Source organism: Pseudomonas sp. DW-iso17 (assembly GCF_058725345.1).
Genome location: NZ_JBZXEA010000011.1, coordinates 778,551 through 799,085, shown reverse-complemented (window position 1 = coordinate 799,085; position 20,535 = coordinate 778,551). Strand labels below are relative to the sequence as shown.

Below are 20,535 nucleotides of genomic sequence, written 5' to 3'. Positions count from 1 at the left end.
GAAGTCAGTTAACAATGGACCTCATTCGCCAGGAAGCTTGTTATGCGTCGCCTGTTACTCGCCTGCCTGCTCTTGGGCTCGGTACACACCTTTGCCTTTGACCGCCTGCAAGTCGAGGGCTACACCTTGCCCAACGGCCTGCAACTGCTGCTCAAACCGGGTACCGAGCGTGGGCACGTGGCTATTCGCCTGGTGGTTGGGGTGGGCCTGGACGACTTCGGTTGCGAAGAAAAAGAACTGCCGCACTTGTTCGAGCACTTGCTGTTCAGCGGCATCGATGGCGGCGGCGAAGGCGACCTCGAAGACCGCATGCAAGCCCTGGGCGGCGAGTGGAACGCCTACACCAGCAACGCCGACACTACTTTCGTGATCGAGGCGCCCGCGCAGAACCAACGCAAAGTACTGGACCTGCTGCTGGCAATCCTCACGCGCACGCAACTGACCGACGCTCATATCAACGCCGCCAAACAGGTGGTGGAGCGAGAAGACGGCGGCCATTATTCACACTTGCAACGCCTGCTGGATCGCCAAGACCTCGGTCACAGCGCCAGTAACCAATTGGCCGTGGAGTTGGGCCTCAAGTGCGCCGAACGCGCCGAGGTCAGCCACCTCACCCGCGACTCGTTGGAGAAGCTGCGCAAAGAATGGTACGCGCCGAACAACATGACCCTGATCGTCGTCGGCGATCTCGACAAACTGCTGCCCGCCTACCTGGAACGCACCTATGGTCAACTCGACCCAGTGGAGCCGAGCGAACATCGCCCCCTCCCGGAAATCCAGCATACCGCCGCCAGCCACCGCGACCTGATCCGCGGCTGGGTGGGCGATGGCGCCAAGCTGCACTGGCTGTTCCCGGAGCCTGTGCTGGACGACCAGCATGATGAAACCTACAACCTGCTCAAGGACTACCTCGACTGGGCGCTGTACCGGCAACTGCGCCTCAAGCACGGTTTGTCCTACGGCCCGTGGGTAGAACGCGAAGTGCTCGGCGGCGTTGGGTTCCTCAGCCTGAATGCCGACCTTGAGCGAGAAAACCTCGCTGAAGCCGAGCAGGTCTTGCAAGACCTCAAGGCCCAACTGCTCAAGGATGGCCTCGACCCAACAGTATTCACACGCCTGCAACAAGCCGCCATTGCCCGCCAAGCCTGGGCAGTGCAGGGCAACAGCGCACTGGCAGACTATTACTGGAGTGCGGCCGGCGACTACTCCAATGGACGTTTCAGCGACCCGGTCAAACGCATCAAGGCCGTGAGCCTGGCGCAAACCAACCAGGCCATGCGCGAAGCGTTCCAGCAGCCGGGCTACTGGCGCATCGAAAAACCGCTGTTGAGTTATGACGCCTTGACCTGGATCGGTGCGGGCCTACTGGGCCTGATCATCCTTGGTTTGATCGGCCTGAGGCTTTATCGCAAACCTGTTGAGTAATGAGGCACAGAATATCGGGCCAAGGCGTTATTCTGTCTGAGATTTTTCCCACAACCAGTGAACCGCCCATGCCGAACTTGCCGCCCCTCATCCAGCGCGTTATAGAACTGATCAAGCGCTACCCAGGGGTGATTGCACTCGGCGGTTTCATCTCGGGGGTGGGCAGCTTCATCCTGGTAGACCGCCAGCAGGGCATGGCCAGCTGGATCGCGGTGATCATGCTGGTGAGCTGGTTGTGGCTGATGCTGGAGAACAGCTTTACGCAACTGTTCACCAAAGTCTTCAATCGCGAGATCCCTGAACCGCTGCTGCGCTACGCCACCCAGATGATCCACCAGGAAAGTCTGTTTTTCGTCCTGCCCTTCTTTTTCGTCACCACCGCCTGGAACAGCGGCCAATCGTTGTTCACTGGCCTGCTCGGCGCAGCGGCGCTGGTGTCGATCATCGACCCGCTGTATTACAAATGGCTGGCGCCCAAACGCTCGCTATTCCTGGCCCTGCACACCCTGACCCTATTCGCCGCGTTGCTGACCGCGCTGCCGATCATCATGCACCTGACCACCGCCCAGAGTTACAAACTGGCGTTGGGCGTGGCCATGGTCCTGTCGATCCCGAGCCTGGCCGTCAGCCTGCCGCTGCGTAGCCTCAAGGGCTGGGCGATGCTGCTGGGGGTAACGGCCGCCATCGGCTGCGCCGGCTGGTTCCTGCGCAGCTGGGTACCGCCCGCCACCCTGTGGATGACCGAAGTCGCCATCAGCACCCAACTGCAAGACCGCACGCCGGGCGACGACCTCAAGCAAGTCACCTCCGCCCAATTGCGCAGCGGTGGGCTGTATGCGTACACCGCCATCAACGCACCACGCGGGCTGGATGAGCGGATTTACCATGTGTGGAAATTCAACGGCCAGGAAGTCGACCGCATTGCCCTGGACATCCATGGTGGGCGCAAGGAAGGCTATCGCGCCTGGACCCACAAGCAGAACTTCCCCGGTGACGCCGTAGGGCGCTGGCAGGTGCAGGTGCTCACCGAAGACGGGCAAGTCATCGGCGTTCTGCGCTTCAAGGTGATAGACACAGCACAAGCGGACAACCCAAAGTAAGCCGGATCGTGCTATTACGTAGCAATTGTGGATAGCCAAACAAGCTCGGAGCTTATGACCACTCGCACGACGGCCGGCGCGGCCCATCTAGATACGTCCAGCACCCCGCCTTCGCTACGGATTACCGGCGACTGGACGCTGGCCCACTACGCCGACCTGAAGAAGCTGTCGGCCGCACTCGACGGCCAATACGACGCCGGCGCCCGCATTGACCTCAACGGCCTCGGCGCGCTGGATACCGCCGGCGCCTCGCTGCTGGTAGAGCTGCTGGGCCCTGCACGCATCGAACACTCTGCCGAACAGACCGATTGCACCCTGGCAGCCGCCGACCGTGCACTGCTCAAGACCGTCTACCGCTCCCTGAATGACTTTTGCGTACCGATCAAAGAGCCGGAAGAGGCCGCCGGCATTCAAGTGTTGGCTCGCATCGGCCGTGCATTAGACACGGTCTGGCAAGACGCAATGAAGCTGTTGGGCTTTATCGGCCTGATCCTCGAAACCTTCGCCCGCGGCATTTGGCGGCCCAAACGCTGGCGCCTGACGCCCATGGTCGCCCACATCGAACAGACGGGCCTGGATGCGGCGCCTATTGTCGCGCTGCTGACCTTTCTGGTGGGCGCCGTCGTGGCCTTCCTCGGCGCCACTGTGCTCAAGAGCTTCGGCGCGACGATCTTTACCGTGGACTTGGTGGCGTTCTCCTTCCTGCGTGAATTCGGCGTATTGCTCACCGCAATCCTCATCGCCGGCCGTACCGCCAGTGCGTTCACCGCGCAAATCGGTTCAATGAAGGCCAACGAAGAAATCGACGCCATCCGCACCCTGGGCCTGGACCCTATGGAGCTGTTGGTATTGCCCCGCGTGTTGGCGCTGCTGGTGGCGTTGCCGATGCTGACCTTCCTGGCGATGCTCTCGGGGATCGTCGGCGGCGGCGTGGTGTGTGCGGTGGCCCTGGATATTTCGCCAGCGATGTTTCTTTCGCTGCTGCAATCGGACATTGGCGTGCAGCACTTTCTGGTGGGCATGGTGAAGGCGCCGATCTTTGCGTTTTTGATCGCGGCCATCGGCTGCCTGGAAGGTTTTAAAGTCAGCGGCAGTGCCGAGTCGGTCGGCGCGCACACCACGTCCAGCGTGGTGCAATCGATCTTTGTGGTGATCGTGCTGGATGCGGTCGCGGCGATGTTCTTCATGGAGATGGGCTGGTGAGTCGTCTACACCGTGCGCCCACTGAGGCGGTGATTGAAGTACGTGGCCTGTGCAACCGTTTCGGCAGCCAAAGCGTGCATGAGAACCTCGACCTGGATTTGTACAAGGGCGAGATCCTGGCGGTGGTGGGGGGCTCTGGCAGCGGTAAATCCGTGTTGTTGCGCAGCATCGTTGGCCTGCGGCGCCCCAGCGAAGGCGAAGTGCGGGTGTTCGGCAAAAACCTGCCGAGCCTGCCTGAACATGAACGCTCACTGGTAGAACGCCGCTTTGGCGTACTGTTCCAGAAGGGCGCGCTGTTTTCCTCGCTGACGGTGACCGAGAACGTGGCTCTGCCATTGATCGAGCACGCCGGCCTCAGCCGCGCCGATGCCGAGCACCTGGCGGCGGTCAAGCTGGCCCTGGCGGGGTTGCCGCTGTCGGCGGCCGACAAATACCCGGCCTCGTTATCCGGCGGCATGATCAAGCGCGCAGCTCTGGCCCGCGCACTGGCCTTGGACCCGGACATCCTGTTCCTGGACGAACCCACCGCCGGTCTCGACCCGATTGGCGCGGCGCAGTTCGACCAACTGATCCTCACCCTGCGCGATGCGCTGGGCTTGAGTGTGTTCCTGGTCACCCACGACCTCGACACGCTGTACACCATCACCGACCGTGTGGCGGTGCTGGCGCAGAAGAAAGTGCTGGTGGCCGACGCCATCGATGTCGTTTCGGAAACGGACGACGCCTGGATTCACGAATATTTCCACGGCCCCCGGGGCCGCGCGGCATTGGATGCCGCTCAATCGCTCAACGAGGTATGACATGGAAACCCGAGCCCATCATGTGATGATCGGACTGTTCAGCGTAATTGTGGTGGTCGGCGCGATGCTGTTTGGCCTGTGGCTGGCCAAGTCCAGCGTCGATACCGCCTTCCAGGATTACGAAGTGATCTTCAACGAAGCGGTCAGCGGCCTGTCCCAGGGCAGTGCGGTGCAGTACAGCGGCATCAAGGTGGGCGACGTGATCAGCCTGCGCCTGGACCCCAAAGACCCACGCCGCGTCCTGGCGCGCATCCGCCTGGCCGGGCAAACGCCAATCAAGGAAGACACCCAGGCCAAACTGGCCCTGACCGGTATCACCGGCACCTCGATCATCCAGCTCAGTGGCGGCACCCCGCAGAGCCCGGAGCTCAAGGGCAAGGACGGCAACCTGCCGGAAATCATCGCGTCGCCATCGCCTATCGCACGCCTGCTCAATAACAGCAACGACCTGATGACCAGCGTCAACCTGCTGCTGCACAACGCCAACCACCTGTTCTCGCGGGAAAACGTCGAACGCCTGAGCAACACCCTGGACAACCTGCAACAAACCACCGGCGCCATTGCCGAGCAACGCGGCGACATCAAGGTGGTGATGCAGCAATTGATGCAAGTGAGCAAACAGGCGGGCGCGGCGCTGGAGCAAACCACCGTGCTGATGCGCAGCGCCAATGGTTTGCTCAGTGAACAAGGTAAGCAAGCCTTCGGCAGCGCCGAGCAGGCGATGAAATCCCTGGAGCAAAGCACCGCCACCATCAATACCTTGCTGACCAATAACCAGGACTCGGTGAACAGCGGCATGCAGGGCCTCAACGAACTGGCGCCAGCCGTGCGCGAGTTGCGTGAAACCCTCGGCTCGCTGCGCGCCATCTCCCGCCGTCTGGAAGCCAACCCCAGCGGTTACCTGCTGGGCAGCGACAAGAACAAGGAGTTCACGCCATGAAGCGTGCGTATCACATGATCGTCCCCATGGCCCTGGCACTGGTCAGCGCGTGCTCGATCCTACCCAAGCCGGACCCTTCGGACGTGTACCGCCTGGCGTCCACCCAGCCGGCCAGCCAAGGCACGCCGGTGAGTTGGTCGCTGCGCGTGACCAAGCCGCAGACCAGCGAGTTTCTCGACAGCCCGCGCATCGCCGTGGTGCCAGATGGCAACTTGATCAGCAACTACGCGAACTCGCGCTGGAGTGACCCGGCGCCGGTGCTGCTGCGTAATCGCCTGCTGGATGGCTTCCAGCGCGACGGGCGCGTGACATTGTTGAGCACTGACGAGACCAACCTGCAAGCCGACTATGAACTGGGCGGGCAGTTGCAGGCGTTTCAGAGCGAGTATCGGGGCAAGACGGTGGAGGTGGTGATTCGCCTCGACGCGCGATTGGTGCGTGGGCGTGATCAAAGGATTATCGCCAGCCGTCGGTTTGAAGTGAGGCAGCCGGTGAGTGACACCCAGGTGCCAGCGGTGGTGGCTGCTTTTGGCCAGGCTGGGGATCAGTTGAATAAGCAGGTGGTGGATTGGGTGGTGAGTCAGGGCAATACAGCACTGAAACCTTGAGGACCTCATCGCAGGCAAGCCAGCTCCCACAGTCTGATTTGTGAACACAGTCAAAGTGGGAGCTGGCTTGCCTGCGATAGCGATTGTAGCCTTAACCAAAAAACCAGTAGCACACCGAAACAGCCGCGACCACACCAGCAAACTCCGCGAACAACGCACACCCCACCGCATGCCGAGCCCGCTGGATCCCCACCGAACCAAAGTACACCGCCAACACATAGAAAGTGGTTTCCGTACTGCCCTGAATCGTCGCCGCCACCAAGGCCGGGAAGCTGTCCACACCCTGGGTCTGCATGGTCTCGATCAGCATCGCCCGCGCCGCGCTGCCGGAGAACGGCTTGACCATCGCGGTCGGCAGCGCGTCGACAAAGCGCGTATCCAGGCCCGTCCAGGCCACCACATGGCGAATCCCTTCCAGGCCGAACTCCAAGGCGCCCGAGGCACGCAACACGCCAACCGCACACAGCATCGCCACCAGATAGGGCAACAGGTTCTTGGCCACGTCGAAGCCTTCCTTGGCGCCTTCGACAAAGGCCTCGTACACCTTGACCTTGCGCAACGCGCCGATCACCAGGAACAGCATGATCAAGCCAAACAGCGTGAGGTTGCCCAGGATCGACGACAAACCGGCCAGCGCTGTGGCAGACAGGGTCGCCAGCAGCGCCATGAAGCCGCCCAGTACCAGCGCGCCGGGGATCAGATAGGCCAGCACCACCGGGTCCCACAAACGCAGGCGCTGCATCACCGCCACCGACAGCAGGCCCACCAGCGTCGAGGCGCTGGTGGCCAGCAGGATCGGCAGGAACACCAGCGTCGGGTCCGCAGCGCCTTGCTGGGCGCGGTACATGAAGATAGTCACCGGCAACAGCGTCAGCGAGGACGCGTTGAGCACCAGGAACAGGATCTGAGCGTTGGTCGCCGTATTGGGGATGGGGTTGAGCTCTTGCAGTGCCTTCATGGCTTTCAGGCCGATGGGCGTGGCGGCGTTGTCCAGGCCCAGGCCGTTGGCGGCAAAGTTGAGGGTGATCAAACCGATCGCGGGGTGCCCGGCGGGCACTTCCGGCATCAGGCGGCGAAACAGCGGGCCGAGGGCCTTGGCCAGCCAATCGACGATCCCGGCTTTTTCGGCGATCCGAAGAAAGCCCAGCCATAACGTCAGGGTACCGAACAGCAGCACCATGACTTCCACCGATAATTTGGCCATGGCGAAAATGCTTTCGACCATCGCCGCGAAGATCCCGGCGTTACCGCCCACCAGCCATTGCGCCAGCGCTGACACCATTGCCACGACAAAGAAGCCAAGCCACAGGCCATTGAGCATCAGATAAATCCCCCGAAAGATGGGGCGAATGATAACGGGGCTGGCAGAAACGACAAACCCCGGAATTTTCCGGGGTTTGTTTTCGATCAATCTGCAATCAGCTACGGGTGGCTTGTGCCGTAGGCAGGGCTTCCTTGCTGCGCCAGTGCGGCAAGGAATTCCAATAGCGCTCGCCCTTGGCGTCGTCGTACATGCCTTCCCAACGGGAGATAACCAGTACGGCCAAGGCGTTGCCGATCACATTCAGGGCGGTACGCGCCATGTCCATCACACGGTCGACACCGGCGATAAACGCCAAGCCTTCCAGTGGGATGCCCACGCTGCCCAGCGTCGCCAGCAACACCACGAAGGACACGCCCGGCACGCCGGCGATGCCTTTGGAGGTCACCATCAGGGTCAGTACCAACATCAATTGCTGGCCGATCGACAGGTCGATGCCATACAGCTGGGCAATGAAGATTGCTGCGATGCTCTGGTACAGGGTCGAACCGTCGAGGTTGAACGAATAACCGGTCGGCACCACGAAGCTGCAGATCGCTTTCGGCGCGCCGTAGGCTTCCATCTTTTCGATCACACGCGGCAGCACGGTTTCGGAGCTGGCGGTGGAGTAAGCCAATACCAACTCATCTTTGAAGATGCGGATCAGCTTGAGGATCGAGAAGCCGAACAGGCGGGCGATCAAACCCAGGACCGCGAAGGCGAAGAACAGGATCGCGACGTAAACCAGGATCACCAGCTTGGCCAGCGGCAGCAGCGAGGCGAAGCCGAAGTTGGCGACCGTCACCGCGATCAGCGCGAATACACCGATAGGGGCGTACTTCATGATCATGTGGGTGACTTTGAACATGCTCTCGGACACGCCCTGGAACATGGTCACCAGCGGCTCGCGCAGCTCAGGCTTGAGGCTCGACAGCCCCAGGCCGAACAGCACCGAGAAGAAGATGATCGGCAGCATCTCGCCACGGGCAACAGCGGCGAAGATGTTCGAGGGGATCAGGTTGAGGATGGTTTCGATGAACGCATGTTCATGCTGCACTTCGGCGGCAGTCGCCTGGTACTTGGAGATATCGACGGTACCCAGGGTACTCATGTCGATGCCAGCGCCTGGGTGGAACAGGTTGGCGAGCAACAGGCCCACCACGATGGCGATGGTGGTGACGATTTCGAAGTAGAGGATGGTTTTGACGCCGATACGACCGAGCTTTTTCGCGTCGCCTACACCGGCGATACCGACGATCAGCGAAGAAATCACAATCGGGATCACGATCATCTTGATCAGGCGGATAAAGATATCGCCCGCCGGCTGCAACACATTGCTGATCCACCAGGCCTTTTCAGCACTGAAATGGTTGAGTACTGCACCGATTGCAATGCCCAGTACCAAACCGATGAGGATCTGCCAGGCGAGGCTTAGCTTTGCCTTCTTCATGTCATTACCCTTGCTTCAAGTGGACTTACGGCAAATGCGCCAGCTGCAACGCTCGAAAGCGAAAAAGTGTGTGCATCTGCCTCCATGGAAGGTCACCGCAGCGTGGCCGAAATGGCTTACTGGCAGGCGAAAAAAGGCGCAACTATTCCCATGCAAGGGAGCGACGTCTAATGCCGTAAACGCCTACCCCATGCCGAATCGGCATGGCTTTTTTTGAAATAATTTGTCCAAACGGTCAGTTCGTATCTGCCATTCCGGCGGGTGAATATGCCGTTGAGCGGCTAAATCAGGCTCGCGCAGAGATACTGGACGACTCGGATTGATTGGCAGAAATGTCTGAGAAATCCATCACCTAGCGCCAGAAAGATCCTATAGCGCCGATGAAAAATTCTCGATAGATGGTCACACCGACATACCCGGTAATGGTTGGCCAGAGGCAAAAAGCAAAACGGCGGCTATGAGCGGCATGAAACGCGGGGATGAGAGTCGTAAGCCCGCCGCAAGTTCAGCAAGCTTGAGGTCTTGTGAACTTGCGTCGCAGCTTTTCGCCTGACCCGGCCCTTGCGCAGGTACTCCCTGTACCCGTAGGTCACGCCGATCCTGATCGATCAGAGCAACCCGGCCCCCTAGTCATGCATCACTCAAGGAGCGATGCAAACAGAAAGAAGCACAAGGGCTTCCTTCTATGGACGCCAGCTCCGTCAGACGGAACCTAGTACCAATTCGGGTCTTTCTTGAGCTGCTCCATCAGCAGCTTTTGCATACCCTCGTCCGGCTTACCGAGAAAACGGTAATCGGCGTGCCGTGTCGGCGACTTGTCCGCTGGCAAACCAGCCGGGACTTCCACCAACATGGCGTAGGCATCTTCCTTGTCGAGGCTGAAGGCGACGATCAGGCGCTTGTTCAGGCAGGTGTCTGCGGTTTCGCAGAGCGGCCCGACCAAATACTTGTCGCCATCTTCCTCAACGGCATTCATTTGCTCGGCCGTGCCCGACAGGTTCATCACCCATTCGGGCAGGCGTTCCTCTTTCTTCACCACGTCTTGCCAGGTTTCACGGTACTGCGGATCCGCGCTGAGCAATTCGTTAGCCCGGGATTGGCCGTCATTGGCGGCCAAGGCAAGGCCACTGCCGCCCAACAGCAGGGCAGCAGCAAGGGCTTTAAAAGGCAGGCTGACCATATTCAACCTCGGCCTTTGCGACCAAAGAAGAACGAAGCGATAAACATCACCAGGAAGACCACAAACAGGATCTTGGCGATGCCGGTGGCGGTGCCCGCGATACCACCGAAGCCCAGGACTGCGGCCACAATGGCGATGATCAGAAATGTGATTGCCCAACTCAACATGGTGATTCTCCTTATGCTTCTATAGGGGTAACAGCGGTGATGCCGTGCAGTCGCTCAACATAAGCGACGTTTTTTGCCTAGAACACCCAACGGTCATGGGCCGGCAGTTCGTCCAGAGTGGAACCCTGATCTACCAGGCTCAATTGCGGGGCAGTCACATCGGCGCTGGCGCTGCCAATGGAACGGAAATGGGTCTGGGTAATGACGGGACGTTCAAATTGCGGGGCTGGCTGCGCACGCTCCTGCCAATGCTGCAACTGCTGGCCGGCAATCAACGTGACCATCAACGCCAGGCTGGCGAACAGGCCCTGCTGCAAGCGCAGCGGCGATACACGCAATTGGCTGAAGCTTTGGCGAGTCATACAGCATTACTCCCGCATTCTGATTATTCGTTCATGACGCTCTTGAGGGAGATATTGCAGAGTGCATGCCAGCTTTATTGCAAAATAAAACCTAATAAAATCAATAAGTTATACTTGATCGATGGAATCATCGCCTAGCATCCTGCACGATGCCTCGGTATAGGCCGTGCGAAATGCACGATGCCCAGTAGACGGAACCAGACACTTGGCGCACACATCGAAGGGTCGAAGAGCAATAAGCCCTGAAAATGTCCGCAAACCACGTCTGTAGGAAGGCGCGCAGATAGCTGCACGAAGAAGCCTTTTATGAATCAGAATAAACCATGCAACTTGCCCGATTATTCCGGGACTAAACACCATCACATTTATAGTTAAGGAGTGCGGGACAGATGGATTCAGCCAAGGAACTTCAAGGCCGCATTCTTTTAGTGGATGACGAATCCGCGATCCTGCGCACCTTCCGCTATTGCCTGGAAGATGAGGGCTACACCGTCGCCACCGCGAACAGCGCCGCGCAGGCCGATGCCCTGATGCAGCGTCAGGTGTTCGACCTGTGCTTCCTCGACCTGCGGCTGGGCGAGGACAATGGCCTGGACGTGCTGGCCCAGATGCGCGTGCAGGCTCCGTGGATGCGCGTGGTGATTGTGACCGCCCATTCGGCTGTGGATACCGCCGTGGACGCCATCCAGGCTGGCGCCGCCGACTACCTGGTCAAACCTTGCAGCCCAGACCAATTGCGCCTGGCTACCGCCAAGCAACTGGAAGTGCGTCAGCTCTCAGCGCGGTTGGAAGCACTGGAAGGCGAAGTGCGCCAGCCCAAAGACGGCCTCGACTCCCATAGTCCGGCCATGATGGTGGTGTTGGAAACCGCGCGGCAGGTGGCCGGAACGGACGCCAACATCTTGATCCTCGGCGAGTCCGGCACCGGTAAAGGTGAGTTGGCCCGGGCGATACACGGCTGGAGCAAACGCTCGAAGAAGTCCTGCGTGACCATCAACTGCCCCTCACTGACCGCCGAACTAATGGAAAGCGAACTGTTCGGCCACAGCCGTGGCGCGTTCACCGGCGCCAGTGAAAGCACCTTGGGCCGAGTGAATCAGGCGGACGGCGGCACGCTGTTTCTCGACGAGATCGGCGATTTCCCCCTCACGTTGCAACCCAAGTTGCTGCGGTTTATCCAGGACAAAGAGTATGAGCGCGTGGGCGACCCGGTCACTCGCCGCGCCGACGTGCGCATCCTCGCAGCCACCAACCTGAACCTGGAAGACATGGTGCGCGATGGCCGGTTCCGTGAAGACTTGCTCTACCGCCTGAATGTCATCACCTTGCACTTGCCGCCGCTGCGCGAACGCAGTGAAGACATCCTGACCCTGGCTGACCGCTTCCTTGCCCGCTTCGTCAAGGAATACGCGCGCCCGGCACGCGGCTTCAGTGATAATGCCCGCGAAGCGCTACTCAACTATCGCTGGCCCGGCAACATCCGCGAACTGCGTAACGTGGTGGAACGCGCCAGCATCATCTGCCCTCAGGAAAAGGTGGAGATCAGCCACCTGGGGATGGCCGAGCAACCGGCCAACAATGCACCGCGTATCGGAGCGGCTTTGAGCCTGGACGAGCTGGAAAAAGCTCATATCGGCGCCGTACTTGCGACCAGCGACACGCTGGACCAAGCGGCCCGCACACTCGGCATCGATGCGTCGACGCTGTACCGCAAACGCAAGCAGTACAACCTTTGAACAGGACTTTATGAAGCTCGCGATGAAACTGCGCACCCGGTTATTCCTGAGCATCTCAGCGTTGATTACCGTGGCTTTGCTGGGGTTGATCCTGGGCTTGGTCAGCGTCATGCAAATGGCCAAGACCCAGGAATCGTTGATCCGCAGTAATTTCATCACCCTGGACCTGGGGCTCAAGTTGCGTCAGAGCCTGGGCGACCAGTTGATCATGATGCTGGAGAAGCGTCCCGACCCAGACGCCCTGCAAGCCTCAAAGCAGCATTATTTCGATCTGTTGGACCAGGGCATCGCCCATGAACAGGCCGACGGCAAAAACCATGGTTTCAGCCAGGCACGCTCGGATTACCAGAATCTGCTCAATGCGTTTGACCAATCCCAACAGGCATCACCGCCTGCGGGCAGCAAGGAAAAGCTCACCGAAACCTTCAACATACTGCGCAACGGCTTGATTGCCGAACACAAGCGAGCGCTGGAAAATATCAGTACCAGTGAGCATAAATCCCGTGAGCGCGCCTTGTTGATAGCGGGCCTGCTCGGGCTGGTGGGGCTCGCGGTGCTGATCATCGGTTTCGTCACGGCCCATGGCATCGCCCGGCGTTTCGGTGGTCCCATCGAGGCCCTGGCCAAGGCCGCCGACAAGATCGGGCAGGGCGACTTTGAAGTCACGCTGCCGATCTCCTCCGCAGCGGAAATGAACCTGCTGACCCGCCGTTTCGGCATCATGGCCGAAGCGTTGCGCCAACATCAGGCCACTAACATCGATGAGCTGCTGGCCGGCCAGCAGCGCCTGCAAGCGGTGCTCGACAGTATCGATGACGGCCTGTTGATGATTGATCGCCAAGGCTGCCTGGAGCACCTCAACCCTGTGGCGCAGCGCCAATTGGGGTGGGATGAGGAACGGCTGGGTCAAGGGCTTGGCGAAGCCATGGGTCGCGCGGAAATGGATGAACAGCTGCAACTGGTGCTACGCGGCGGCAACCTGGAGCGGGCCCCGGATGATCTGGAGGTGGAAGTCGAGGGTGAGTTACGCCTGCTGACCTACAGCCTGACCCCGGTTAGCCATACACAGGGGCACATTCTCGGGGCCGTGATGGTGCTGCATGATGTGACAGAACAGCGCGCCTTCGAACGGGTGCGCAGCGAGTTCGTGTTGCGCGCCTCCCATGAGCTGCGCACCCCGGTTACCGGCATGCACATGGCCTTCGGCTTGTTCCGTGAGCGGGCCAAGTTCCCACCGGACTCCCGCGAGGCGGACCTGCTGGATACGGTCAATGAAGAGATGCAGCGCCTGATGCAGTTGATCAATGACCTGCTCAACTTCTCGCGTTACCAGAACGGCCTGCAAAAACTCACCCTGGGGACGTGCGATGTCACCGACTTGCTGGAGCACGCACGGGCCCGATTTGCTGAGCCTGCGAACGCCCAGCACATTGAGTTGCTGGTAGAAGCTCAACCTGAATTGCCACGGCTGTATGCCGACCAAGTGCAACTGGAGCGGGTGCTCGACAACCTGCTGGGTAATGCCCTGCGCCACACCGCCGAAGGCGGGCAGATTCGTCTGCAGGCACGACGGCATGGTGAGCGGGTGATTATCAGCGTCGAGGATAACGGCGAAGGCATTGCCTACGGCCAGCAAGGGCGGATCTTCGAGCCCTTTGTACAGGTGGGCCGCAAGAAGGGCGGTGCGGGCCTGGGCTTGGCACTGTGCAAGGAAATCGTGCAATTGCACGGCGGCCGCATGGGTGTGTACTCGCGGCCGGGGCAGGGTACGCAGTTCTATATGGCATTACCCCTGTAGGAGAGAGCTTGCTCGCTCCTACCTGTACACCATCAGCGGTGATTCAAGGCCCGCAGGATTGCGGCACTTTCAGCATCCGGAGTGCCATCAAACAGCGATGGCCGGAAGCGCATCTGGAACGCGGCGATGACGTGCCGCGTGGCCACATCCAACTCGCCAGTCTGCGGCGTCTGGTAGCCCAGGCGCGCCAGCTCTTCCTGGAACCAGGTAATGCTTGGTAACTGCGCGGCGTACTGCACCTGGAACCGGGCCACTGCCTGGGCATCCGGCCACACGGCCAGACCTTCTGCCGCCAAGCGTTTCCAAGGGAACAACGGGCCTGGGTCCAGCTTGCGCAGTGGGGCGATGTCGCTGTGCCCGATGATGTTCTTGGGGTCGATGCCATTGCGCTTGCTGATGTCCTTGAGCAGCACGATCAGCGACTGCACCTGCGCTTCGGAATACGGGTACCACACACGCCCCGTGGGAGTATCACTGAACCCTGGGTTGACGATCTCGATGCCGATGGAGCTGGAATTGAGCCAGGTGCGCCCCATCCACTCGCTTTCCCCCGCGTGCCAGGCGCGCTGGCTTTCATCCACCAGCTTGTAGATGGTGCCGGAGGCGTCGTCGCCGATCAGGTAATGACTGCTGACCTGGCCATGGGTCAACAGCGCCAGGGAACGTTCAAGGTTGGTCGAGGTGTAATGCACCACAACGAACTGCACGCGGTTGTCGTGGTTAACCGAAGGATGGCTGGTGTTCAGGCGCGGGCCACTGGCGCAGCCGGCGAGCAGAAGAAACGCTAAAGCGATATACAAGGATTTCATGGCGAGAGGCATTACACTGAAAGACGATAATGCAACAGTGTAACGTACGGCTCACGGCCAAGCGGTCAAATTACAAAATGGAACATCTTTTATGCCGCCTGCACCTGATTACGTCCCGCAGCTTTTGCCCTGTAGAGCGCTTCATCGGCACGCTTGAGCGCCAGGTCACTGCGCTCGCCGGGTTGAAACTGCGCCACGCCCATGGACACCGTGATCGTTACCGGCTCACCCTTGAAGTGGAACGGGCACGCTGCAATAGCCTCACGCAATACTTCACCTACGGCCAAGGCATCCGCCAAGGCCGAGTCGGGCATTAGCAGCACAAACTCTTCACCCCCGAAACGCGCGATGAAGTCCGTCGGCCGCAGGCGCTTGCTCAGCACATTGGCGATGATCTTCAAGACTTTGTCCCCTGCCAGGTGACCGTAGCCGTCGTTGATGCGTTTGAAGTGGTCCAGGTCGAGCATGGCCAGCGACAGGCTGTTACCGCGCTGATGCCAGGCGTTGACTTCGTAATCGAGGCGTTCGCTCCACGCCGCACGGTTGGGCAACCCGGTGAGCGGATCGAGCAAGGCCTTCTGGCGTTGTACCTCCAGGTGCTCGCGGTAGCCCTGGGCCTCCTGCTCCATATGGGCCACGCGTTCAGCCAGACCTTTGAGGCGTGCGGCCACTTCCTGTTCGCGCAGGTCACGCTGTTGCTGGTGTTCATCCATGGTGCCGAGCAAGCCTTCAAGATGGCTTTCGAGCACCTGCTTGAGGCTGTCCAGGTCGGCAGCGTCCTGCACGCTGCTTTGCAGGCCGTCGACCTGCTCGCGAATCTGCGTGTCCAACTCCCGCGCGGCCAGGCTGCTGTCGGCGTGGCCCTCGCTGGCGACCTGCAGATGACCCTGGAATGCCTCGAGACGCTCGTTGAGCTGCTTGAGATAAGCCTCGAACTCATGCTGGCCACTGTCGGTGACCGCCAGCATCAGCACGGCCAGGTCATCCAGGATCGGGAGCAGTTCGTACCAATTCAAACCATGGGCGAGACGTTCACGCATCGCCTCGGCCTGGGGCTGGTGACGTTCAGGCAGGGAAAGGTCTTCCAGCAGGCCGAGCAAAGTGCCTTCAATGTGCTTGGCCACCGAACTATAGGACGGTTCAGGCGAATCAGGCAGGGCGTAGGTGCCGTCCGGTTGCAGTTCGTCGGGCTCGGGACCTTCCAGCACAGGGGGCAGCGACAGGCTGCCGATGGTGGTTTCATCCGGCGTTTCGACTGGAACCGGCGGCGGTTCGATAAAGGCGGCGAGTGCGCTTTCTTGAGCAGGCTCCGCAACCGGAGGCGCCTGCACGTCGGGTTCAGATAATTGCGCAGGCGCCGCAATCGACGGCAGCTCTGGAGCGTCGAATAACGGCGTGTCGCTGGCGACCTCTTGCCCTCCGGCCGCTGCAACAGGCGCAGGCTTCAAGGCCACGGGCGTAGGTGACAGCGGTGCAAAGGCACGCAAGGCTTGGGTCAATTCTTCCGATTGCGCAGGTTCTTCCGGTTCGGGCGCGGGTGTGGGCGCTGCAGGCTTTGGCGGTGCCAATTGCGCTGCCGGCAGTGGCTCCGCGTCAACCGGGAGCGCTTCACTGGCGGCCTCTTTACTACCGAACAGGCGTTGCAACAGACCCGGGCCTGGGCGTGCGGGTTCGCCTTCAGGCTCCAGATTATTCAGCGCCTGCCCCTGCAGGCTGCTCAGCTCACTGAGCAGCAGCGGTATCTCCCGCGCTTGCGCCACGCGACCATCGAGTTGCTTGGCGAAGGTTTTCAGCGGACGAGCCACCTCGCGGGGCAGCGGCAGCTTTTGCAACTGGGTGACCAAGGCGGTGAGCGCGGCGCTGATCTGGTCGACGCGGGTTTCGCGGCGCTGCTCCGAATCCAGCACGGCCTTTTCCAGGCGTGGCAGTAAAGCGGCGAGGGCAGCATCCATGTCGTCCGTGCGAACGACATCGCGCATTTCCTTCATGCATTGGTCGACAGCTCGGTCGGTGCCTTCGGCGGCCAGCGTGCTGCGCACCAGCCCGCGGCGCAGCAAATCGAGGCGGGCAGCCCAGCGGCGTTCGAGTTTGTCTTGTTGCTCGATGCTCTGGAGGTATTTCTCTTTCCAGCGCTGGGCGTCGTCGCTCATGCAAGGGGTCCGCGAGGGCCTGGGCTCAACGCGGGTAATGCATCAGCCGTGAGCGAACCCGGCAGACGAATCTCTACCGCGACCGGCAGGTGATCGGAAATGGGCTGCGCCAGCACTTGCACACTTTCCAGTGTGAGGCTTGGGCTGAGCAGGATATGGTCAAGACAGCGCTGCGGGCGCCAGCTGGGAAACGTGGCTTCGACTTGCGGCGCCAATAACCCAAGGTCGCGCAGCGGAGAATTCTGCAGCAGGTCGTTGGCATGGGTGTTCATGTCACCCATGAGCACCTGGTGCTTGTAGTTACCAATCAATTCACGCACGTAGGCCAGTTGCAGGTTGCGCGTACGCCCCCCGAGGGCCAGGTGCATCATCACCACCACCAAGGCTTCCGGGCCTTCGCCAAAACGCACAAGGATCGCCCCGCGCCCTTTGGGGCCTGGCAAGGGGTGATCTTCAATAGCCGTGGGTTTGAGGCGGCTGAGTACGCCATTGCTGTGCTGCGCCAGGCGCCCCAGGTTGCGGTTGAGTTGCTGATACCAGTACGGGAAGGCGCCCAGCTGAGCCAGGTGTTCCACCTGGTTGATATAGCCGGAGCGCAGGCTGCCGCCGTCGGCTTCCTGCAGCGCGACCAAGTCGAAGTCGCTGAGCAGGTCGCCGATTTTCTGCAGGTTACCGGTACGCCCCTTGTGGGGCAGCAGGTGCTGCCAGCCACGCGTGAGGTAATGCCGATACTTCTCGGTACTGTTGCCCACCTGGATATTGAAACTGAGCAGGCGCAAGCGGCTATCTGCCGGCAGGCCTGTGGACTCCAGGTGATGCTCGTTGACCTGCGGTTCATGCAGGCCAACGACACGCTCGGTACCCCAGCGGCGCATGGCGAGCCCCTTACTTGGCAGCGCGTTCTTTGGCAATCAGTTGGTCAGCAACGTTGAGGGTCGCTTCAGGACCACCGGTGCTGCCCAGGTCGAAACGGTATTTGCCGTTGACGATCAGCGTTGGAACGCCTTGCACGCCGTACTTCTGCGCGAGTTCCTTGGCCTGTTTGATCTGGCCCTGGATAGCGAAAGAGTTGAAGGTCGCCAGGAACTTGTCCTTGTCGACACCTTGAGTAGCAACAAAGTCAGCCATTTCGTCCGGTTTGGTCAGGCGCTTGCCCTGTTTCTGGATCGCTTCGAAGACGGCGTTGTGGACCTTGTGCTCAACACCCATGGCTTCCAGGGTCAGGAACAGTTGGCCGTGGGCGTCCCATGGGCCACCGAACATGGCGGGAATGCGACGGAAATTAACGTCCTTGGGCAGCTTTTCAGCCCATGGGTTGATAGTCGGCTCGAACGCGTAGCAATGCGGGCAACCGTACCAGAACAGCTCCACCACCTCGATCTTGCCGGGTACCGCAACCGGAACCGGATTAGACAGCTCAACATAGGTTTTACCGGCTTCAAGCGGCACATCGGCAGCTTGTGCGGTCATGCCGAAGAGGCTGGCAGTGACGAGAGCGGCGCTGAGGATCAGATTACGCATGCTTTACTCCTGGACAAATAAAGTCGCCTCACGCGACCTTTGTTGTGACAGGTCTACGCGGACATGAGTTCGTTAGTGTAACGGCAGCGGCCACAAAAAAGGGCGGCCTGAGCCACCCTTTTTATGCTTGCATCGCGGGATTAATCGAGCGTTAACGCCCAGCCCCGTCAGTGCAGGCCCTGGATATAACTGGAGAGGGCTGCGATGTCTTCGTCGCTCAGCTTGCGAGCGATGGTGCGCATGGTCATGGCGTCCCCATCGTTGGCCCGGCCGGCTTCTTCTTTGCGAAAGTCGGTCAACTGCTTGGCGATGTAGGTGGCGTGCTGGCCGCTCAGGTGCGGGAAGCCTGCGGCAGCGTTGCCTGCGCCATTGGGCGAGTGGCAACCGGTGCAGGCAGGCAAGCCTTTTTCCAGGTTACCGCCACGGAACAACTGCTCTCCGCGGGCGACCAGTTTAGGATCGGCAGCTCCCACGCTGCCCTTCTGGCTGGCAAAATACGCCGCGAGGTCCGCCAGGTCCTGATCGTTGAGATTGGTCAGCAGGCCGGTCATTTCCAGCACCGTGCGCTTGCCGTCCTTGATGTCGTGCATCTGCTTGCTCAGGTAACGTTCACCCTGGCCGGCCAGTTTGGGGAAGTTCGGCGCCGGGCTGTTACCATCCGGCCCGTGGCAGGCACCACACACGGCGGCCTTCGCTTGACCGGCAGTGGCATCACCTTTGACGGGGCCCTCTGCAGCGACGGCAGCGCCTGTGATGCCCAAGGTCAACAGCAGACTCACGATCAGTTTGTTCATCAGCTAATCCAACTACGGCTAAGGGTTTAAGAGTTATCTACCGGGTTTACTCACCATCAAATCAATGACGGCCTGGTAATCCTCAGTACTGCAGTCCATGCACAAACCACGCGGCGGCATTGCCTTGAAACCCTGGGTCACGCACTGCGTCAGCCTGACCATGCAAACTCGGTTGATCCTGTGTAGCCTGAGCGCCGTAAAGCGAAATCAGGGCAGCAGAAGCGAGCAACCGTCGGTCCATACATCGACCTATTCAGGGTTTGAGAGCGTTTTGCGTTCTAATGCGCAATAAAGGTCTTTCGCTCCCGTGAACCTCATCCTTCGCTGGGACAAAGCACACACAAAATCTGCGGCATTATATACTGGCGCTACTGAAACGGAAACGACACCGCTTGCCGCACCCTTTCTCGGCACCGCCCACATCGGAAATCTCATGCAACTCAAGAACCCCATCCTCGGCCTGTGCCAACAGTCCACCTTCATGCTCAGCGCCGCCAAAGTGGACCAATGCCCCGATGACGAGGGCTTTGAAGTCGCCTTTGCCGGCCGTTCCAACGCCGGTAAATCCAGCGCACTGAACACCCTGACTCACGCCAGCCTGGCGCGCACCTCGAAAACCCCGGGCCGCACGCAACTACTCAATTTCTTCAAGCTAGACGATGATCGGCGTCTGGTCGACCTGCCGGGCTACGGTTATGCAAAAGTACCTATCCCGCTGAAGCTGCACTGGCAGCGTCACCTTGAGGCTTACCTGGGTGGTCGCGAGAGTCTGAAGGGTTTGATTCTGATGATGGATATCCGTCATCCAATGACCGACTTCGACTTGCTGATGCTCGACTGGGCTGTCGCCAGCGGCATGCCGATGCACATTTTGCTGACCAAGGCCGACAAGCTCACCTACGGCGCAGCCAAGAACACCCTGCTCAAAGTGCAGTCCGAAATCCGTAAGGGCTGGGGCGATACCATCACGATTCAACTGTTCTCCGCCCCCAAGCGCATGGGCCTGGAAGAAGCCTACACCGTACTGGCCGGCTGGATGGAATTGGCGGACAAGGGCGCAGAAATCGCCGAATAACTTTTCTGCGGGCAAAAAAAACCCCGGACTTCTTTTGGGGAGGGGAAGTTCGGGGTTCAAGTTCCGGACCGCTAGGGCGGGGTCCGGAATTATCTGCCAACACTTAACACAACATAG

The 20,535-nt window shown here is 60.2% G+C and carries 19 protein-coding genes and 1 pseudogene; 9 read left to right on the top strand and 11 right to left on the bottom strand.

The annotated features are described in order from the left end of the window. Positions 1–42 precede the first annotated feature (42 nt). From AC4PS6_RS11550 to AC4PS6_RS11525, 6 genes are all read left to right on the top strand, one after another. Complete coding sequence (locus AC4PS6_RS11550) at positions 43–1,425, top strand: M16 family metallopeptidase (protein ID WP_032903962.1); 1,383 nt, start codon at positions 43–45, stop codon at positions 1,423–1,425. Positions 1,426–1,493: 68 nt separating this feature from the next. After that, complete coding sequence (locus AC4PS6_RS11545) at positions 1,494–2,525, top strand: DUF5924 family protein (RefSeq protein ID WP_020301398.1); 1,032 nt, start codon at positions 1,494–1,496, stop codon at positions 2,523–2,525. Between the two features lie 54 nt (positions 2,526–2,579). Further along, positions 2,580–3,728, top strand: a complete 1,149-nt coding sequence (locus tag AC4PS6_RS11540) for an ABC transporter permease (protein ID WP_336827178.1) — start codon at positions 2,580–2,582, stop codon at positions 3,726–3,728. Continuing rightward, positions 3,725–4,528 (top strand): ABC transporter ATP-binding protein, encoded by an 804-nt coding sequence (locus AC4PS6_RS11535; protein WP_014716351.1) that lies wholly within the window; start codon positions 3,725–3,727, stop codon positions 4,526–4,528. Before AC4PS6_RS11540 ends, AC4PS6_RS11535 begins: the two co-directional genes overlap by 4 nt. Before the next feature lies 1 nt (position 4,529). Next, positions 4,530–5,468 (top strand): MlaD family protein, encoded by a 939-nt coding sequence (locus tag AC4PS6_RS11530; RefSeq protein WP_003187394.1) that lies wholly within the window; start codon positions 4,530–4,532, stop codon positions 5,466–5,468. Next, the gene (locus AC4PS6_RS11525) at positions 5,465–6,076 is read left to right on the top strand and encodes an ABC-type transport auxiliary lipoprotein family protein (protein WP_019816929.1); all 612 of its coding nucleotides are present in this window, start codon (positions 5,465–5,467) and stop codon (positions 6,074–6,076) included. The genes AC4PS6_RS11530 and AC4PS6_RS11525 overlap by 4 nt, the downstream gene beginning before the upstream one ends. Before the next feature lie 91 nt (positions 6,077–6,167). Here AC4PS6_RS11525 and AC4PS6_RS11520 read toward each other — a convergent pair whose 3' ends face one another. The 5 genes from AC4PS6_RS11520 to AC4PS6_RS11500 all read right to left on the bottom strand — a co-directional run bounded on the left by AC4PS6_RS11520 (position 6,168) and on the right by AC4PS6_RS11500 (position 10,535). Further along, positions 6,168–7,397 (bottom strand): nucleoside recognition domain-containing protein, encoded by a 1,230-nt coding sequence (locus AC4PS6_RS11520; RefSeq protein ID WP_019816928.1) that lies wholly within the window; start codon positions 7,395–7,397, stop codon positions 6,168–6,170. Between the two features lie 97 nt (positions 7,398–7,494). Beyond that, positions 7,495–8,826, bottom strand: coding sequence for a glutamate/aspartate:proton symporter GltP (gltP, locus tag AC4PS6_RS11515; RefSeq protein ID WP_003187390.1), 1,332 nt, complete (start codon positions 8,824–8,826; stop codon positions 7,495–7,497). A gap of 712 nt (positions 8,827–9,538) precedes the next feature. Further along, positions 9,539–10,006 carry an inhibitor of vertebrate lysozyme family protein gene (locus AC4PS6_RS11510; RefSeq protein ID WP_014716348.1) on the bottom strand — a complete coding sequence of 156 codons (468 nt, stop codon included), beginning with the start codon at positions 10,004–10,006 and terminating at the stop codon, positions 9,539–9,541. Between the two features lie 2 nt (positions 10,007–10,008). Next, positions 10,009–10,173: a DUF1328 domain-containing protein gene (locus tag AC4PS6_RS11505; protein ID WP_003187386.1), complete on the bottom strand. Its 165-nt coding sequence runs from the start codon at positions 10,171–10,173 to the stop codon at positions 10,009–10,011. Positions 10,174–10,250: 77 nt separating this feature from the next. Continuing rightward, positions 10,251–10,535: a hypothetical protein gene (locus AC4PS6_RS11500; RefSeq protein WP_492180819.1), complete on the bottom strand. Its 285-nt coding sequence runs from the start codon at positions 10,533–10,535 to the stop codon at positions 10,251–10,253. Between the two features lie 389 nt (positions 10,536–10,924). Between AC4PS6_RS11500 and algB the strand changes: the two genes are divergently transcribed. Both algB and AC4PS6_RS11490 read left to right on the top strand, forming a co-directional pair. After that, on the top strand, positions 10,925–12,271 hold the full coding sequence (algB, locus tag AC4PS6_RS11495; protein ID WP_014716346.1) for a sigma-54-dependent response regulator transcription factor AlgB: 1,347 nt from the start codon (positions 10,925–10,927) through the stop codon (positions 12,269–12,271). Between the two features lie 10 nt (positions 12,272–12,281). Continuing rightward, positions 12,282–14,069, top strand: coding sequence for a KinB sensor domain-containing domain (locus AC4PS6_RS11490; protein ID WP_020301401.1), 1,788 nt, complete (start codon positions 12,282–12,284; stop codon positions 14,067–14,069). 32 nt (positions 14,070–14,101) lie between these two features. Here the strand turns inward: AC4PS6_RS11490 and AC4PS6_RS11485 are convergent, their stop codons facing one another. The 6 genes and pseudogenes from AC4PS6_RS11485 to AC4PS6_RS11460 form a co-directional block, all read right to left on the bottom strand. After that, a complete protein-coding gene (locus tag AC4PS6_RS11485) occupies positions 14,102–14,878 on the bottom strand; it encodes an N-acetylmuramoyl-L-alanine amidase (RefSeq protein ID WP_014716344.1) in 777 nt (258 codons plus the stop codon). 89 nt (positions 14,879–14,967) lie between these two features. Next, positions 14,968–17,028, bottom strand: coding sequence for a GGDEF domain-containing protein (locus AC4PS6_RS11480; protein ID WP_014716343.1), 2,061 nt, complete (start codon positions 17,026–17,028; stop codon positions 14,968–14,970). After that, complete coding sequence (locus AC4PS6_RS11475) at positions 17,025–17,903, bottom strand: endonuclease/exonuclease/phosphatase family protein (RefSeq protein WP_003187377.1); 879 nt, start codon at positions 17,901–17,903, stop codon at positions 17,025–17,027. Before AC4PS6_RS11475 ends, AC4PS6_RS11480 begins: the two co-directional genes overlap by 4 nt. A 10-nt stretch (positions 17,904–17,913) precedes the next feature. After that, complete coding sequence (gene dsbA / locus AC4PS6_RS11470) at positions 17,914–18,549, bottom strand: thiol:disulfide interchange protein DsbA (protein ID WP_014716341.1); 636 nt, start codon at positions 18,547–18,549, stop codon at positions 17,914–17,916. A 167-nt stretch (positions 18,550–18,716) separates the two neighbouring features. Beyond that, positions 18,717–19,343 carry a c-type cytochrome gene (locus AC4PS6_RS11465; protein ID WP_014716340.1) on the bottom strand — a complete coding sequence of 209 codons (627 nt, stop codon included), beginning with the start codon at positions 19,341–19,343 and terminating at the stop codon, positions 18,717–18,719. A gap of 33 nt (positions 19,344–19,376) precedes the next feature. Next, positions 19,377–19,584, bottom strand: a pseudogene (locus AC4PS6_RS11460) (cytochrome). A gap of 192 nt (positions 19,585–19,776) precedes the next feature. Between AC4PS6_RS11460 and yihA the strand changes: the two are divergent. Further along, positions 19,777–20,418 (top strand): ribosome biogenesis GTP-binding protein YihA/YsxC, encoded by a 642-nt coding sequence (yihA, locus tag AC4PS6_RS11455; RefSeq protein WP_003187369.1) that lies wholly within the window; start codon positions 19,777–19,779, stop codon positions 20,416–20,418. Positions 20,419–20,535 lie beyond the last annotated feature (117 nt).